This window comes from Streptomyces bathyalis, from assembly GCF_015910445.1.
Classification (GTDB): Bacteria; Actinomycetota; Actinomycetes; order Streptomycetales; family Streptomycetaceae; genus Streptomyces; species Streptomyces bathyalis.
In genome coordinates this window covers 2,384,180-2,400,620 of the sequence record NZ_CP048882.1, presented here as the reverse complement: position 1 = coordinate 2,400,620, position 16,441 = coordinate 2,384,180, and the positions used below count along the sequence as shown (strand labels likewise).

Genomic DNA, 16,441 nt, shown 5'->3' with positions numbered 1-16,441 from the left:
GACGCGCGATGAGAGTGCTCCTGCTGGGCGCCGGCGGCTACCTCGGCCGCTTCGTCGCCGACCGGCTGCTGGCGGACCCCGCCGTACAGCTGACGGCCCTCGGGCGTAACGACGACGCGGACGTCCGCTTCGACCTGTCCACCGGAAGCCCCGGCGCGCTGACCCGCTTCCTGGACGCGGTCCACCCCGGCGTCGTCATCAACTGCGCGGGCGCCACCCGTGGCGGTGCCCGGGACCTGACCCGGCACAACACCGTCTCCACGGCCACCGTCTGCGAGTCGCTGCGCCGCAGCAGCTGCGACGCGCGCCTGGTGCACATCGGCTGCGCCGCCGAGTACGGGCCGTCCACCGCGGGCTCGTCCATCGGGGAGGCGGCGGTGCCGCGTCCCGGCGGGCCGTACGGCGTGAGCAAGCTGGCGGCGACCGAGCTGGTGCTCGCATCGGGGCTGGACGCCGTCGTGCTGCGCGTCTTCTCACCCGCGGGCCCCAGCACTCCGGCCGGTTCTCCGCTGGGGCGGCTGGCGGAAGGCATGCGGCGGGCGATGCAGCAGGGCGACAGCGAGCTGAAGCTCACCGGGCTGAGCGTGCAGCGGGACTTCGTCGACGTGCGCGACATCGCACGAGCGGTGCACGCAGCGTCGCTGTCGGCGGCGCAGGGCGTCATCAACATCGGTACGGGAAGGGCCGTGCGGCTGCGCGAGGCCGCGGGCGTGCTCGCGCGGGTCGCCGGTTTCGGCGGCTCGCTGCACGAGCTGGAACCCGGCGGCGCGCAGACGACGCCCACCGCTTCGTCCACGCCCTACCCGGACGGCTGCGGCAGCTGGCAGCAGGCGGACGTACGGACAGCGCGCGACCGTCTCGGGTGGCGTCCCCGCATCGGCCTCGAGGAGTCGCTGGCCGACATCTGGATGGAGGCGGCATGCCGCATCTGATGACCCCCGGCGGAGCGGTGCGCGCACCGGCCGGGCCGACCGGCCGCACCGGATTCGGCGTACCGGGCTGGGCGCACCCGATGCTCGCGCCCGTCGAGTGGGCGGCGCTGTCCCGGCCGGGGCTGCCGTTGCACTGGGCGGTGCTCGACGTGGCGGGCGGTCCCGGAGCGAGGCCCGACCCGTACTGCCTGGCTGCGGCGGCCAGGCTGCGCGAGTCCCGCGTGACCGTACTCGGCCATCTCGCCATGCGGGACGGGACGCGGTCGTTCGGTGAACTGGTCGCCGACGCGCACCGCTTCCTCGACTGGTACGGCGTGGACGGTTTCTACCTCGCGGACTGCCCCGCGGAGCGTGCCCAACTGTCCGAGACGGCGCGGACGGTGACGACCCTGCGCGCGCTGTGCGCACAGCAGCGCCGCTACCAGGACAGGCACGCCGTCGGCCCTCGCGCCGGTGCGGGGGAGTACGAGCCGGGTCCCCGTCCGCGAGCGGCACTGGTCTTCGGGCACGGTACGCATCCGCATCCCGGATACGCGGACCTGGCCGACCAGTTGGTGACCTTCTCCGGCTGCTGGCCCGACTACCGGTGGTCGCAGACCCCCGAGTGGACCGCGGACCATCCGCCGGAGCGCTTCTGCCACCTCGTGCACGGCGTTCCGCGCATGCACATCGACGAGGCGCTGCGCGTCGCACGATGGCAGGGGGCGGGCACCGTGTGGTTCACCGACAGGACGGACCGGCGCGGCCAGAACCCCTGGGAGGCGCTGCCCGGCTACTGGGACGAGCTCGTCTCGCGTCTCGGACCGGGTGTCTCGGAATGAGACCGTGCGTGGCAGTGTTACGGGAGAACAACCGTACGTTCCACCGACCAACGGAGTCCCCGTGTCGCTGCCACCCCTGGTCGAGCCGGCTGCCGAGCTCACCGTTGACGAGGTCCGCAGGTACTCGCGTCACCTGATCATCCCCGACGTCGGGATGGACGGGCAGAAGCGGCTGAAGAACGCCAAGGTGCTCTGCGTCGGTGCGGGCGGCCTCGGGTCGCCCGCCCTGATGTACCTGGCCGCAGCCGGCGTGGGCACCCTCGGCATCGTGGAGTTCGACGAGGTCGACGAATCGAACCTGCAGCGCCAGATCATCCACAGTCAGTCGGACATCGGGCGTTCCAAGGCCGAGTCCGCAAAGGACACGGTGCTGGGGATCAACCCGCACACCACCGTCCAGATCCACGAGGAGCGTCTCGACTCCTCGAACGTGATGGACATCTTCGCCCCGTACGACCTGATCCTCGACGGGACGGACAACTTCGCCACCCGCTACCTGGTCAACGACGCCTGCGTGCTTCTCGGCAAGCCGTACGTGTGGGGTTCCATCTACCGCTTCGACGGTCAGGCGTCCGTCTTCTGGAGCGAGCACGGCCCCTGCTACCGCTGCCTGTACCCCGAGCCCCCGCCGCCCGGCATGGTGCCGAGCTGCGCCGAGGGCGGCGTGCTGGGCGTGCTGTGCGCCTCGATCGGCTCGATCCAGGTGAACGAGGCGATCAAGGTGATCGCCGGCATCGGCGAGCCGCTGCTCGGGCGCCTGATGATCTACGACGCCCTGGAGATGAGCTACCGGCAGGTCAAGGTCCGCAAGGACCCGGACTGCGCCGTCTGCGGTGAGAACGCGACCGTCACGGAGCTCATCGACTACGAGGCGTTCTGCGGCGTCGTCTCCGACGAGGCGCAGGAGGCCGCCGCCGGGGCGACGATCACGCCCAAGCAGCTCAAGGAGTGGATGGACGACGGCGAGTCCATCGACGTCATCGACGTGCGCGAGCCGAACGAGTACGAGATCGTCTCGATCCCCGGCGCGAGGCTCGTCCCGAAGGACGACTTCCTGATGGGGACCGCGCTGCAGGACCTTCCGCAGGACAAGAAGATCGTCCTGCATTGCAAGACGGGTGTCCGGTCCGCGGAAGTCCTCGCCGTGCTCAAGGACGCGGGCTTCTCCGACGCCGTGCACGTCGGCGGTGGCGTCATCGGCTGGGTCAACCAGATCGAGCCCGACAAGCCGGTGTACTGAGCCGCTCGCACCGTACGAACAGCGGTACCGCGGATCCACGGCCGGGGGCCGGACGCAATGTGCGCGTCCGGGCCCCGGCCGTGCGCGCGTCCCCCGGTGGCCACCAGCCCGGGTGCCTCAGATGGCGCCCTTCCGCGTGAGATACGAGAACGACAGCCAGCCCGGTCCCACCGGCAGCCACAGCGTCAGCAGCCGGAAGAGCAGCACCGCGGGCGTCGCGATCTCCTTCGGCACGCCGAACGTGATCAGACCGGCGATGAGCGCCGCCTCGACCGCGCCGAGACCGCCCGGCGTCGGTGCCGCCGATCCCAGTGCGTTGCCGGCGAGGAAGACGACCGCGATGCTCGCGTAACTCGCCTCGTGGCCGAAGGCCCGCACGCAGGCGGCCAGGCACATCACGAACAGCAGCGTCATCAGCAGCATCCCGCCGATGCCCGTCACGAGCTTCCGCGGGCGCTGCACCACGTCCAGCATGCGCGGCACGACGCCGGCGAAGAGTGAACGAAGCCTGGTGGAGACGAACCTGCGCAGCGCCGGGATGGCCGTGACGATCAGCACCAGCACGGCGGCCGCCAGGAGCCCGGCGATGACGGTCCTCGACGGCGAGAGTGTCGGTGTGTGCTCGGTCCCGGTGACATAGCCGAAGAACAGCAGCAGCGTGATGTGGCTGCCCAGTCCGAAGAGCTGCGAGGCGCCGACACTCGCCACCGCGAGCCCCGGCCGTACCCCGGACCTCTGCAGGAAGCGTGCGTTCAGCGCGACGCCGCCGACGGCCGGCGGTGCGACCAGCTTCACGAAGGATCCCGCGACCTGGGCGACGACGGTGCGCAGGAAGGACACCTTCTCCGGTACGAAGCCCAGCAGCGCCATGGCCGCCGCGAAGTAGGTGAGCGCGGAGAAGAGCGCGGCGCCGCCCACCCAGGCCCAGTTCGCCTCGCCGACGACCTCTCCGAACTGCACCTGCGTGAGCTGCGAGAGCAGGAAGTACGCGGCCAGCGCACCAGCGATGAAGGTGACCAGGGTGCGGGGCCGGACCCTCTCCAGACGCGCCGGCTCTATGGGTGCCTGCGGCCTGACCAGCAGGACCTGCTTGCGGATCTGCGCCAGCAGGTCCTCCTCGCGCGCTTCCTCGAGCGCGTCGTCGATGGCCCGCTTCTCCGCGTTCTTCTCGGCACGCAGCGATTTGCGGTCCGACTTCTGTGCGGCGGCGTGCGACGTGCTCTCCCCGGCCTCGCCCCTGGTCTCCTTGCCACCACGTGAGGCGCTGATGACGGCCTCGCGTTCGCGCTGCGCACGCTCCTTGGCGAGCCTGCGCAGCGTGGTGCGCGTGCGGCGGCTGAGCGCGATCGGCTGGAGCATGGGCAGGCTGTCGGCGACGGAGTCGGGCCCCAGGACGTCGACCGCGGCGGCGACCGCGCGCTCCGCTCCGACACGCAGCCCGAACGTCGTCATCATCTGGGCGATGTCCATGCGCAGCACGACGTCGCCGGCCGCGATCTCCCCGCCCCGCACGTCCTTCAGATAGACCGTCCCGGAGCTGTCCACAAGCAGCGCGTCCCCGACCAGACGCCGGTGCGTGATGCGCCGCGACTGGAGTGCCTCGACCTGCCGCCAGGCCGCCCGCATGAGGTTGTCGGTGATCTCCCTGTCCTGGAGGGAGTCGAGGGTGCGGGCGTCGATGTGCTCGTACACGAGCATCACCGCGTCCGGCCCCAGCTCGGAGGTGGCGACGAGGCGCGGGGCGTTGGCTCCCGCGGCGATGACGGCGTACGCGAGGAGCGCCTCTTGTTCGAGCGCCTGGCGCAGGGACTGGAGGCTGCGGTTCTGGATGATGCCCCGCAGTGTCAGGCGCCGCCACACCCGGTAGAAGAAGCCGTGCGCCTGCTGTTCGCGGTCGACGACGGTCACGTCGATCGGTGGTCCGTTCTCCAGCGTGACGAGGTACCGGCGGCCGTGGTCGCCCGACTCGGTGCCGTCGAACGACTCCGTGTCCTCGACGCGCTTGGCGCTGACCGGGTTGAAGCCGACGCGCCGCAGCCCGGCGAGCAGGGTGTGCCCGGTCGGGCGCACGTTCGGGGTGCCGACGGCGTACAGGGTGCCGTACGCGACCGTCCAGCCGATCAGGACGGTGACGAGGATCGAGAACAGCGTCGAGTAGCCGGGGAAGAGGATGGCGAACGCGTTCAGCAGCAGCACCGCCCACAGCAGCACCCGCCAGCGCGGCCTGCGCGCCATACCCACGGCCGTCATATAGGCGATGACCGGGGCGAGATAGCTGTGCACGGGGGTGGTGAGGTCGTTGTCGGTGATCTGCTTGGTGAGGGCGTCGCGCACCGAGTCCGGCGCCGCCTGCGCCACCCACAGGTCGACGGCCAGCGAGGCGCCGTGAGCCAGCACCGCCGCGAGGACGCCGTCGGCGATGCGCAGCCCGTCGCGCTTGATGAGCCGCTCGATCGCGAACGCCACGGGGACGAGCAGGATCGCGATGCTCGACGCGAGGCCGGTGATGCTGATGAGCAGCGGCGGTGCCTGCTGCGTGCCCTTGTCGATGTCCTGTTCGAGGCCGGCCGTGGTGCCGTGGGCGAAGTTGGCGATGATCAGGACGATCGTGATGCCCAGCAGGCCGAGCCCCAGGCGGAGCAGGTCGGACGGGCGGTGCACGCGTGCCGAGAGCAGCGGTTCGTCGCTGTCGACGGCGCCGGACGGCTCGGATGTCCCGGCGCCCCCGGCCCCCTCGGAGCCTCTGGTGCCGGCAGCACCGTCGCCTTCGCCGCGGGCCTCCGTGCCGGCCTCCGCACCCGCGGAGGTCCCCTCCGCGTCCGCCCGCCCGGCGGCCGCAGGTCTCCCGTCGGCCTCACCGGCGGCCCGGGACCGCCCGGACTCTTCGGACTGCTGGGACTCCCCGGGATGCCCGGCGTCCTCGGGTCGTCCAGATTCGATGGGCCCTTCCCCCTCGCCCGATCCGTTCGGGCCGTGCCACTGCCTGGCGGTGTGCGGCTCGTGCGTCCCCGCGCTTCCGGCGCTGCCGGTGCTTCCGGCGCGCCCGCCGGTCCGTCCGCGGGCAGCACCGCGAGAGGCGCCACCCGCACCCGCGGCGGGTCGCTCACCCTTCCGCTCGCCGGCTGCCGGCCCGTCCTGATCCCGTATCACTCGTCACCGCCCGCACGATGGTGGCACGACGCGGCACGGAGTCGGCCGCCCAGGGTGGCCTCGTACGCCGGGAGAGCCCTGCCTCGGAGCGGCTGTCGGTGGCGTACGGCACCATTGCCGGCATGCATGCGAGCGAGCCGGGGCCGCCGGAACCACCCGGACCGCCCGAACTGCCCGAGTACGCGGAGCGGGTTCTGGAAACCGCCGAACACATCCCGCCGGGCCGCGTCATGACCTACGGCGACATCGCCGAATGGCTCGAAGAAGGCGGCCCCCGCCAAGTGGGCCGTGTCATGGCGCTGTACGGAGGTGCCGTGCCGTGGTGGCGTGTCGTACGGGCCGACGGCGCGCTGCTGCCCGGCAACGAGCTGCGCGCGCTGGAGCGCTACAGGGCGGAGGGCACGCCGCTGCGAGAGGCGGGCCGTGCCACTGACGGACACCTTCCGCGCATCGACATGCGGCGGGCCAGGTGGAACGGCGAGACGTGACCACGTACTGCGGCTGCTCACAGCTACCACCTTCCGCCATCTCCGCTCCCGGCTCGTACCTGGCCACCCGTACGGAGTACACGAGTACCGCGCTGCGGCCCGTGTGCCCGCTGGCGTAGCGTCTGCACCAGTCAGCACAGACCCTCCCCGAGGCGATCCACGTGAGCTCCTCCATCCCGTCCGACGCGCACCGGCCGGGCTCCGGCATCGGTCCGGCCCCGGGCCACGGTCCGGTCGCCGGTACGTACCGGCTGGTGCGCACGCGGCCGGAGCCCGAGGACCCTCCTGCCTTGGACGCACAGCAACGCGAAGTGGTTGACCATTCCGGCGGTCCGCTGCTCGTGCTCGCGGGGCCCGGCACAGGGAAGACCACGACGCTCACCGAAGCCGTAGCGCAGAGGGTACGGGCGGGAGGCGATCCCGACCGCATCCTCGTACTCACCTTCAGCCGCAAGGCCGCCGTGGAGCTGCGCGACCGGATGGCCGCGCGCCTGTCGGGGCTCCCGGAACACACCTCCGCCCCGCAGGCGACCACCTTCCACTCGTACTGCTACGCGCTCGTCCGCGCGCACCAGGACGCCGAACTCTTCGCCGAGCCGCTGCGGCTGCTGTCCGGCCCCGAGCAGGACCTGTACATCCGCGAACTGCTGGAGGGGCAGCTGGCCCTGGAGTCCGAGGGCCGCGGCCGCATCGCCTGGCCCGACGAGCTGCGCGCCTGCCTCACGACGCGCGGCTTCGCCGACGAGGTACGGGCCGTGCTCGCGCGCAGCAGGGAACTCGGCCTCGGCCCGGACGAACTCGGCGACTTCGCACGGCGCACCGGGCGGCCCGACTGGTCCGCCGCGGCGGGCTTCCTCGCCGAGTACCTCGACGTGCTCGACGCGCAGGGCGTGCTCGACTACGCGGAACTGGTGCACCGTGCCGTGCTGCTGGCGGAGAGCGCAGATGTCGCGGACGAGCTGCGCCGGCGCTACGACGCCGTCTACGTCGACGAGTACCAGGACACCGATCCGTCCCAGGTGCGGCTGCTGAGGGCACTGGCCGGAGGCGGCCGCACCCTCGTCGTCTTCGGCGACCCGGACCAGTCGATCTACACCTTCCGCGGTGCCGACGTGAACGGCATCCTCGACTTCCCCGAGGTGTTCCGGCAGCGCTCGGGCGCTCCGGCCCCGGTCCGAGTGCTGCGTGCCGGACGCCGCAGCGGGGGCCGGCTGATGGAGGCCACGCGTGAGATCACCCGTCGCATCCCGCTGACGCGGCTGCCGGCGGAGGCCGTACGGGCGCACCGCGGCCTCGTGGCGCAGCGTCCCGGCGGAAGGGTGGAGACGTTCACGTGCCCGACGGCGGGCGCCGAACTCGACAACATCGCCGACCTGTTGCGGCGCGCGCACCTCGAAGAGGGCGTTCCCTGGTGCGAGATGGCGGTGCTGGTCCGCGCGGGCGGCCGTACGATCCCGGCCGCGCGGCGGGCACTGACGTCGGCGGGCGTCCCGCTGGACGTGGACGGGGCCGACGTGCCGCTGCGCCATGAACCCGCTGTCGCACCGTTGTTGACGGCGCTGAGGTCGGTGGCGCACGCGGCCGCCCACGTGGACCCGGCTCCGGGCGACGGCGGCTCCACGGGCACCACCCCGGACGGGGGCGAGGGCGGCAGCCCCGCGGCCGGGTGGCTCGACACCGCGACCGCCCTCACGCTGCTCGGCTCGCCGCTCGGCGGCATGGACGCCGCCGACCTGCGGCGGCTCGGGCGCGCCCTGCGCGAGGAGGAGCGCGCGGCGGGGGAGAGCGTGCCGCGCCCCTCCGACGTACTGCTCACCGAAGCACTCGCCGAGCCGGAGCGACTGGTGGCGCACGACCCGGCGTACGCGCGCGGAGCGCAGCGCCTCGGTCTGCTGCTGCGCAAGGCGCGGGAGCTGCTGGCGGGCGGCGGCACGGCGGAGGAGGCGCTGTGGCAGCTGTGGGACGGCACGCCCTGGCCGCAGCGTCTTGAGCGCGCCGCCTTCCGTGGCGGAGCCGCCGGGCGCAACGCCGACCGCGATCTGGACGCCGTGTGCGCGCTGTTCGACGCGGCGGCCCGCGCCGAGGAACGCACCGGCGGCCGGGGCGCCTTGAACTTCCTGGAGGAGATCGACGCCCAGGACATCGTCGCCGACACGCTCACCCGCCGGGGTGTACGTCCCGATGCGGTGCGGCTGATGACGGCGCACCGCTCGAAGGGCCTGGAGTGGTCTCTCGTCGTCGTGGCGGGCGTGCAGGAGGGCCTCTGGCCCGATCTGCGGCGCCGCGGCTCGCTGCTGGAGCCCGACCGCATCGGCCGTGACGGACTCGCCGAGCCGCTGTCCCCCGGAGCGCTGCTGACGGAGGAGCGCAGGCTGTTCTACGTGGCGGCGACGCGCGCGAAGGAACGGCTGGTCGTCACCGCCGTGCGGGCTCCCGCGGACGACGGCGACCAGCCGTCGAGGTTCCTGAGCGAACTCGGCGTCGAGCCGAGGACGGTCAACTCCCGCCCGCGGCGCCCGCTTTCGGTCTCCGCGCTCGTCGCGGAGCTGCGTGCCACGACCGTCGACCCGGCGGCCTCTCCGGCGTTGCGGGCAGCCGCAGCCGAACGGCTCGCCCGGCTGGCCGGGCTGAGCGACGAGGAGGGCCACGCGCTCGTACCGGCGGCGCACCCGCACCGCTGGTGGGGGCTGCACGAGCCGACGCGTTCCGCCACACCGCTGCGCGACCGGAACCAGCCCGTCACGCTGTCGGGCAGCGCGCTCGACCAGCTGGCCAACTCCTGTGCGCTGCAGTGGTTCCTGGCCCGCGAGGTGAAGGCCGACGCCCCCGCCACCGCCGCGCAGGGCTTCGGGAACGTGCTGCATGTGCTCGCCGACGAGGTTGCCTCCGGTGGCACGCCCGCGGACCTCGCCGTCCTGATGGAGCGGCTGGAGACGGTCTGGGACGGGCTCGCGTTCGAGGCGCCGTGGAAGTCCCGTCAGGAGAAGCAGAACGCCCGCGCGGCGCTGGAGAGGTTCCTGCGCTGGCACGTGATGCGGAGCGGTGCGCAGGGACCGGAAGGGACGGCGGACGCGGCGCACGCGCCGGACGGCGACGCCGACGACGACAAGCCCACCGTCGCGGGCAGCGAACTCGGCTTCGACGTCACGCTGGAAGCGGGTCAGTACGCGGTGCGGATCCGCGGCAGCGTCGACCGCGTGGAGAGCGACGGCCAGGGGCGCGCGTACGTGGTCGACTTCAAGACGGGGCGCTCCAAGCCGACCGGCAAGGAGGTCGCGCGCCATCCACAGCTCGCCGTCTACCAGTTGGCCGTCCGCGAGGGCGCTGCCGACCACCTCTTCGGGGGGAAGCGCCCGGAACCGGGCGGCGCCGAATTGGTGCACCTGCGGCTCGGGGCGTCCGAACGGGACGGCGGCGACTCGCTGCCCGTGGTGCAGCGTCAGGAGGCGCTGAGCGAAGGCCCCCAGGCGGGCGACGGCGACGGTGCGGAGGGCAGTGAGGGCGAAGGGGGCGAGTGGGTGGGCGAGTTGCTCGCGACGGCGGCCGGACGCGTTCTCGACGAACGCTTCACGCCCTCGCCCGGCTCGCAGTGCACGCACTGCTCCTTCCGCGGTGCCTGCTCCGCCCGCAGTGAGGGGCGTCAGATCGTCGAGTGACCGACTGCCGTGCGCACAGCGGCGGTTGACGAGACGTCGGCCGGGCGGCCCAACGGGTGTTGCCGTACCGCGACGGCCTTTCCACGGCAGTTGTCGGCGGGAGCCGTTAGCGTCTCTCCCGTGCCCGCACGACTCACCAGTACCGGACAGCTCGAAGAGCTCCTCGGTATCCCGTTCACTCCGGAGCAGCTCGACTGCATCACCGCGCCTCCCGCTCCACAAGTGATCGTGGCCGGTGCGGGTTCGGGCAAGACGACGGTGATGGCGGCGCGCGTGGTGTGGCTGGTGGGCACCGGCCGGGTGCAGCCGGAGCAGGTGCTCGGCCTGACGTTCACCAACAAGGCCGCGGGCGAACTCTCCGAGCGGGTACGCAAGGCGCTCGTACGGGCCGGGTTCACCGACCCCGACCCCGACGACCCGGAGAACGCCCGCGGCGAACCGCAGATCTCCACCTACCACGCCTTCGCGGGGCGGCTGCTGACGGAGCACGGGCTGCGCCTCGGCATCGAGCCCGGCTCCAGGCTCCTCGCCGACGCCACGCGCTTCCAGCTCGCGGCGAGCGTGCTGCGCGCGGACCCGGGCCCCTTCGAGGCGCTGACCAAGTCCGTCGCCGCGCTCGTCGAGGATCTGCTGGCCCTCGACGGCGAACTCAGCGAACACCTGGTCCCGCCGGGCGGACTCCGCGCGTACGACGAGGAGTTGCTCGCCGCACTGGACAGCGTCCCTCTCGGCAACGCCGCGCTGCGCAAGGTGCCGCAGGCCGCTCTCGGCCGCAGTGAACTCCTCGGCCTGGTCGAGAAGTACCGCGCGAGGAAGCGTGAGCGGGACCTGCTGGACTTCGGCGACCAGATCGCCCTCGCCGCGACCCTGGCGCGCGAGGTCCCGGAGGTCGGCAGGGCCCTGCGCGCCCAGTACTCCGCCGTCCTCCTCGACGAGTACCAGGACACCTCGGTGGCTCAACGCGTGCTGCTCTCCGGGCTGTTCGGCGCCGGGCAGGACGGTTCGGGTCAGGACGGTTCGGGGCAGGACGGTTCGGGTCAGGACGGCAATGGGCAGAGCGCGGGTCGCGGCGAGGGCGCGGGCCACGCCGTCACCGCCGTCGGCGACCCGTGCCAGGCCATCTACGGCTGGCGCGGTGCCTCCGTGGCCAACCTCGACGACTTCCCACTGCACTTCCCCCACGCCGACGGCCGCCCCGCCCGTCGCTACTCCCTCAGCCAGAACCGCCGCAGCGGCGGGCGTCTGCTCACCCTCGCCAACACCCTCGCGGCCCCGCTGCGCAGGCGCCACGAGGGCGTGGAGGCGCTGCGGCCCGCACCGGGCGCCGAGAGCGACGGCCTGGTGCGGTGCGCGCTGCTGCCCACGCACGAGGAGGAGGTGGAGTGGCTCGCCGACTCCCTCGCCCACCTCGTGCGTACGGGCACACCGCCCGGTGAGATCGCCGTACTTTGCCGCGGCGCGGGCGACTTCGCCGAGATCCAGGGCGCCCTCGTCGCCCGCGAACTCCCCGTCGAGGTCGTCGGTCTGACGGGCCTGCTGCACCTGCCGGAGGTCGCCGACCTCGTCGCCATGTGCGAGGTCCTCTCCGACCCGACGGCGAACGCCTCCCTCGTCCGTCTGCTGACGGGCCCGCGCTGGCGGATCGGCCCCCGCGACCTGGCACTGCTGGGCCGGCGGGCGCGGCTGCTCGTCGAACACGGCGAGGACCACGGCGGCGATCCGGACCGGCGCCTGGCCGCGGCGGTCGAGGGCGTCGACCCGGCAGAGGTCGTCTCGCTCGCCGACGCCCTGGAGACCTTCCTCGACGCCGGCGGCCCGCACGAGGACGGGTTGCCGTTCTCCGCGGAGGCGCGGGTGCGCTTCACCAGGCTCGCAGCCGAGATACGGGATCTGCGGCGCTCGCTGGCCGATCCGCTGATGGACGTGCTGCACAGGGTGCTCGCGGTCAGCGGCCTGGAGGTCGAACTCTCCGCGTCGCCGCACGCGCTCGCCGCCCGCCGCCGCGAGACGCTGAGCAGCTTCCTCGACGTCGCCGCCGGATTCGCCGCCGTCGACGGCGAGGCCACGCTGCTCGCCTTCCTCGGCTTCCTGCGTACGGCGGCCCAGTACGAGAAAGGGCTCGACAGCTCGCTGCCCGGGGGTGAGAACGCGGTGAAGGTGCTCACGGCGCACAAGGCCAAGGGCCTGGAGTGGGACGTCGTGGCCGTGCCCGGGCTGGTGTCGAAGCAGTTCCCCAGCGAGCAGGCGCGCGAGTCGTGGCTCAGCAGGCCGAAGGTCCTGCCGCACGCGCTGCGCGGGGACGCCGCGACGCTTCCCGATGTGGCGGAGTGGACGGCGAAGGGCGTGAAGGACTACGACACCGCGATGCGGGACCACCAGGCCACCGAGGAACTCCGCCTCGGCTACGTCACGTTCACCCGTCCCCGATCGCTCCTGCTCGGCTCGGGCCACTGGTGGGGTCCGCACCAGAAGAGGCCCCGCGGCCCCTCGGCGTTCCTCGACGCCCTGCGCTCCCACTGCGAGGCGGACCCGGCGCACGGCGAGGTCGAGCGCTGGGCGGACGCACCCGCAGAGGACGAGGAGAACCCGGCGCTCTCCGCCGCTGCCGCCGAGGTGCGTGCCTGGCCGCTGCCGCTGGACGAGACCGCGCTGGCCAGGCGACGCGCGGCTGCCGACGCGGTGCTGGAACGCCTCGCCGAGGAGGAGCCGGCGCCGGAGGACGCCGCCGGTGCTCGCGCCCCCGCCGCGGACGCGGACGACGCGACCGACGCCGGCCCGCAGGCCGCAGCCGTCGGGCCCGGTGAGGCGACGGACGGCCTGAGCCCGGAGGAGTCACGGCTCGTCGCGTCCTGGGACCGTGACCTGGACGCGCTCACCGGCGAGCTGCGGCGCTCCCGCGTGCCCGTGCGCGACGTCCCGCTGCCGACCGCGCTGTCCGCGTCGCAGATGCTCAGGATGGCCGCCGACCCGGACGGCTTCGCACGTGAACTGGCCCGTCCGATGCCCCGACCGCCGCAGCCGGCCGCGGCCCGCAGGGGCACACGCTTCCACGCATGGGTGGAGTCCCGGTTCGAGGAATTGACGCTTCCGATGCTCGGCCCCGACGAACTTCCCGGAGCCGGGGAGGAAGCCGTCGGATCCTCCGGTCCCGGCGGAAGCGACGACGAACCGGACGGGATCGCGGACGAGCGCGACCTGGCAGCGCTGAAGGAGGCCTTCCAGCGCTCGCCGTACGCGCACCGCACGCCGTACCGCGTCGAGGAGCCCTTCCAGCTCGAACTGGCCGGGCGGGTCGTGCGCGGCCGCATCGACGCCGTGTACCGCGATGTCGCACCGGACGGGACGGCGACGTACGACATCGTCGACTGGAAGACGGGCCGCGCACGCGACGCCGACCCGCTCCAGCTGTCCGTCTACCGCCTGGCCTGGGCCGAGAAGCAGCGCGTGCCGCTCGAATCCGTCGGCGCGGCGTTCCTCTACGTGCGCGGCGGCGAGGTCGTACGCCCCGAGGGCCTGCTCGGCCGCACCGGCCTCGAGGAGCTGCTCCTCGGCCCCGACGGCGCGGGTACGGATGGGGGCCGTCCCCCGGATGCCGGATAGGCTGCCCGGCATGAGCAGCATCCCGGCAGCTCCGGACGACGCGGTCCGGGCCTGCATCGAAGACAGGCGCGCCGCCTTCCTCGACGACCTCGTGGAGTGGCTGCGCATCCCGTCCGTCTCCGCCGACCCGGACCACGCCGGTGATGTGCGGCGGAGCGCCGAATGGCTCGCCGGGAAGCTGGCGGCGACGGGCTTCCCCGTCGCCGAGGTCTGGGAGACCCCGGGTGCTCCGGCGGTCTTCGCGGAGTGGCCGTCCGGCGATCCGGACGCACCGACCGTGCTCGTCTACGGGCACCACGACGTCCAGCCCGCGGACCGCTCCGACGGCTGGCACTCGGAGCCGTTCATTCCGGAGCAGCGGGACGGCCGTCTGTACGCGCGCGGCGCCGCCGACGACAAGGGCCAGGTCTTCTTCCACACCCTCGGCGTGCGGGCGCATCTCATCGCGACGGGGCGTACGTCACCGGCCGTGAACCTCAAGCTGATCGTCGAGGGCGAGGAGGAGTCCGGGTCACCGCACTTCCGGGCGCTGCTGGAGGAGAAGGCCGGGCGGCTGGGCTGCGACGCCGTGATCGTCTCCGACACCGGCATGTGGTCGCGGGAGACCCCGACGGTGTGCACCGGCATGCGCGGGCTCACCGACTGCCAGATCGACCTGTACGGACCGGACCAGGACATCCACTCAGGCTCCTTCGGCGGCGCCGTCCCCAACCCGGCCACCGAGGCGGCGCGGCTGGCGGCGGGCCTCCACGACGAGGAGCGGCGCGTCACCCTTCCCGGCTTCTACGACGGCGTCGTCGAGCTGACGTCCCGCGAGCGCGAGCTGTTCGCGCAGCTCCCCTTCGACGAGGACACCTGGCTCCGCTCGGCCCACTCGCACGCCGCCCTCGGCGAGGCCGGTCACTCCACGCTGGAGCGGATCTGGGCACGTCCCACCGCCGAGGTGAACGGCATCGCCGGGGGCTACCAGGGGCCCGGCGGCAAGACCGTCATCCCCTCCGAGGCGCAACTGAAGCTGTCCTTCCGGCTCGTCGAGGGGCAGGACGCGGAGAAGATCCAGCAGTCCGTCCGCGAGTGGGTGGCGCGCGGCCTGCCGGACGGCGTCCGTCACGAGATCACTTTCTGGGGAGCGACCCGTCCCTGCCTGACGCCGCTCGGGCATCCGGCGCTGCAGTCGGTCGTACGGTCGATGGAACGTGCCTTCGGGCAGCGGGTCCTCTTCACGCGCGAGGGAGGGTCCGGGCCGGCGGCCGATCTGCAGGACGTGCTCCGGGTGCCGGTGCTCTTCCTGGGCATCTCGGTGCCGTCGGACGGCTGGCACTCCCCGGACGAGAAGGTCGAACTGGACCTGCTGATGAAGGGCGTCGAGACCGCCGCATACCTCTGGGGCGATCTCGCGGAGCACTGGAGCACCGAGGAACGTGCGTCCGGGGTGCGCTCGCAGGACGCCTGGGTAGGTCGGGCAGCGGAGCATCCGGACGGCGGACCATGAAGAGGAGCAGGGAAGCTGAAGTGACCACTGGTACCGACTCGACCGCGGGTTCCGGCGCCGGCACCCGCGACAGCACCGCGGCCGCCGCGACCGCAGGCAGCGCCGCGGGGACGGACACGGACACCGGCACGGACCGCCCGATCACCCTGACCCCCACCGGCGGCATCGACCGCGCCGCCCACCACCGGCTGGACGAGGCGTGGCTGGCGGCCGCCTGGAGCCATCCGACGACGCGGTGCTTCGTCGTCTCCGGCGGCCAGACGCTCATCGAGGACGACGGCGAGGGCAACACCGAGCTGGTGATGATGCCGTCGTTCGACGCGCCCTTCACCGAGGCCCACCGGTACTTCCTCGGCGTCGACGACGAAGGCGTCCGCTACTTCGCCCTTCAGAAGGACTCGCTGCCGGGACGCATGGACGACATCGCGCGGCCTGCCGGGCTGCGCGAGGCGGGCGTGCTGCTCTCCGCCCGCGACGCGGAACTGATGGCGCACGCCGTCGGCCTGGAGAACTGGCAGCGCACGCACCGCTTCTGCTCCCGCTGCGGCGAACGCACCGTCATCGCCGCTGCCGGACACGTGCGCCGCTGCCCGGCCTGCGGCGCCGAGCACTACCCCCGCACCGACCCCGCCGTGATCATGCTGGTGACGGACGAGAAGGACCGGGCGCTGCTGGGCCGTCAGGTCCACTGGCCCGAGGGCCGCTTCTCGACGCTCGCCGGGTTCGTCGAGCCGGGAGAGTCCCTGGAGGCCGCCGTCATCAGGGAGGTCGCCGAGGAGGCGGGCGTGACGGTGGGCCGGGTCGACTACGTGGCCAGCCAGCCCTGGCCGTTCCCCGCGAGCCTGATGCTGGGCTTCATGGCCCGCGCCACCTCACCGGAGATCCGCGTGGACGGGGACGAGATCGAGGAGGCCCGCTGGTTCTCCCGCGAGGACCTCAAGGAAGCGTTCGCCACGGGCGAGGTGCTGCCGCCGTCCGGCATCTCCATCGCGTCACGCCTCGTGGAGCGCTGGTACGGGGAGCCGCTGCCCCGGCCCGGGCGGTGAAGCTCCGGGCAGGGGC

At 72.9% G+C, this 16,441-nt stretch carries 9 protein-coding genes; 8 read left to right on the top strand and 1 reads right to left on the bottom strand.

Features of this window, described 5'->3' with window-relative positions:
• Positions 1–8 precede the first annotated feature (8 nt).
• From G4Z16_RS10215 to moeZ, 3 genes are all read left to right on the top strand, one after another.
• The gene (locus G4Z16_RS10215) at positions 9–932 is read left to right on the top strand and encodes an NAD-dependent epimerase/dehydratase family protein (RefSeq protein WP_197350525.1); all 924 of its coding nucleotides are present in this window, start codon (positions 9–11) and stop codon (positions 930–932) included.
• The gene (locus G4Z16_RS10210) at positions 920–1,753 is read left to right on the top strand and encodes a spherulation-specific family 4 protein (RefSeq protein ID WP_197350524.1); all 834 of its coding nucleotides are present in this window, start codon (positions 920–922) and stop codon (positions 1,751–1,753) included. Before G4Z16_RS10215 ends, G4Z16_RS10210 begins: the two co-directional genes overlap by 13 nt.
• Before the next feature lie 61 nt (positions 1,754–1,814).
• Positions 1,815–2,993: an adenylyltransferase/sulfurtransferase MoeZ gene (gene moeZ, locus G4Z16_RS10205; RefSeq protein ID WP_197350523.1), complete on the top strand. Its 1,179-nt coding sequence runs from the start codon at positions 1,815–1,817 to the stop codon at positions 2,991–2,993.
• A gap of 117 nt (positions 2,994–3,110) precedes the next feature.
• On the opposite strand, the gene G4Z16_RS10200 is transcribed toward moeZ, so the two are convergent.
• Entirely contained in the window at positions 3,111–6,143 is a 3,033-nt protein-coding gene (locus G4Z16_RS10200; protein ID WP_246530776.1) for a lysylphosphatidylglycerol synthetase family protein, read from the bottom strand.
• Positions 6,144–6,265: 122 nt separating this feature from the next.
• Here G4Z16_RS10200 and G4Z16_RS10195 point away from each other — a divergent pair, with 122 nt between their 5' ends.
• The 5 genes from G4Z16_RS10195 to nudC all read left to right on the top strand — a co-directional run bounded on the left by G4Z16_RS10195 (position 6,266) and on the right by nudC (position 16,425).
• Positions 6,266–6,631 carry an MGMT family protein gene (locus G4Z16_RS10195; RefSeq protein WP_197354306.1) on the top strand — a complete coding sequence of 122 codons (366 nt, stop codon included), beginning with the start codon at positions 6,266–6,268 and terminating at the stop codon, positions 6,629–6,631.
• Positions 6,632–6,837: 206 nt separating this feature from the next.
• Positions 6,838–10,287 (top strand): ATP-dependent helicase, encoded by a 3,450-nt coding sequence (locus G4Z16_RS10190; protein ID WP_425508155.1) that lies wholly within the window; start codon positions 6,838–6,840, stop codon positions 10,285–10,287.
• A gap of 120 nt (positions 10,288–10,407) precedes the next feature.
• Positions 10,408–13,887 carry an ATP-dependent helicase gene (locus G4Z16_RS10185; RefSeq protein WP_197350522.1) on the top strand — a complete coding sequence of 1,160 codons (3,480 nt, stop codon included), beginning with the start codon at positions 10,408–10,410 and terminating at the stop codon, positions 13,885–13,887.
• Between the two features lie 10 nt (positions 13,888–13,897).
• On the top strand, positions 13,898–15,379 hold the full coding sequence (locus G4Z16_RS10180; protein ID WP_197350521.1) for a dipeptidase: 1,482 nt from the start codon (positions 13,898–13,900) through the stop codon (positions 15,377–15,379).
• Between the two features lie 20 nt (positions 15,380–15,399).
• Positions 15,400–16,425, top strand: a complete 1,026-nt coding sequence (nudC, locus tag G4Z16_RS10175) for an NAD(+) diphosphatase (RefSeq protein ID WP_425508066.1) — start codon at positions 15,400–15,402, stop codon at positions 16,423–16,425.
• Positions 16,426–16,441 lie beyond the last annotated feature (16 nt).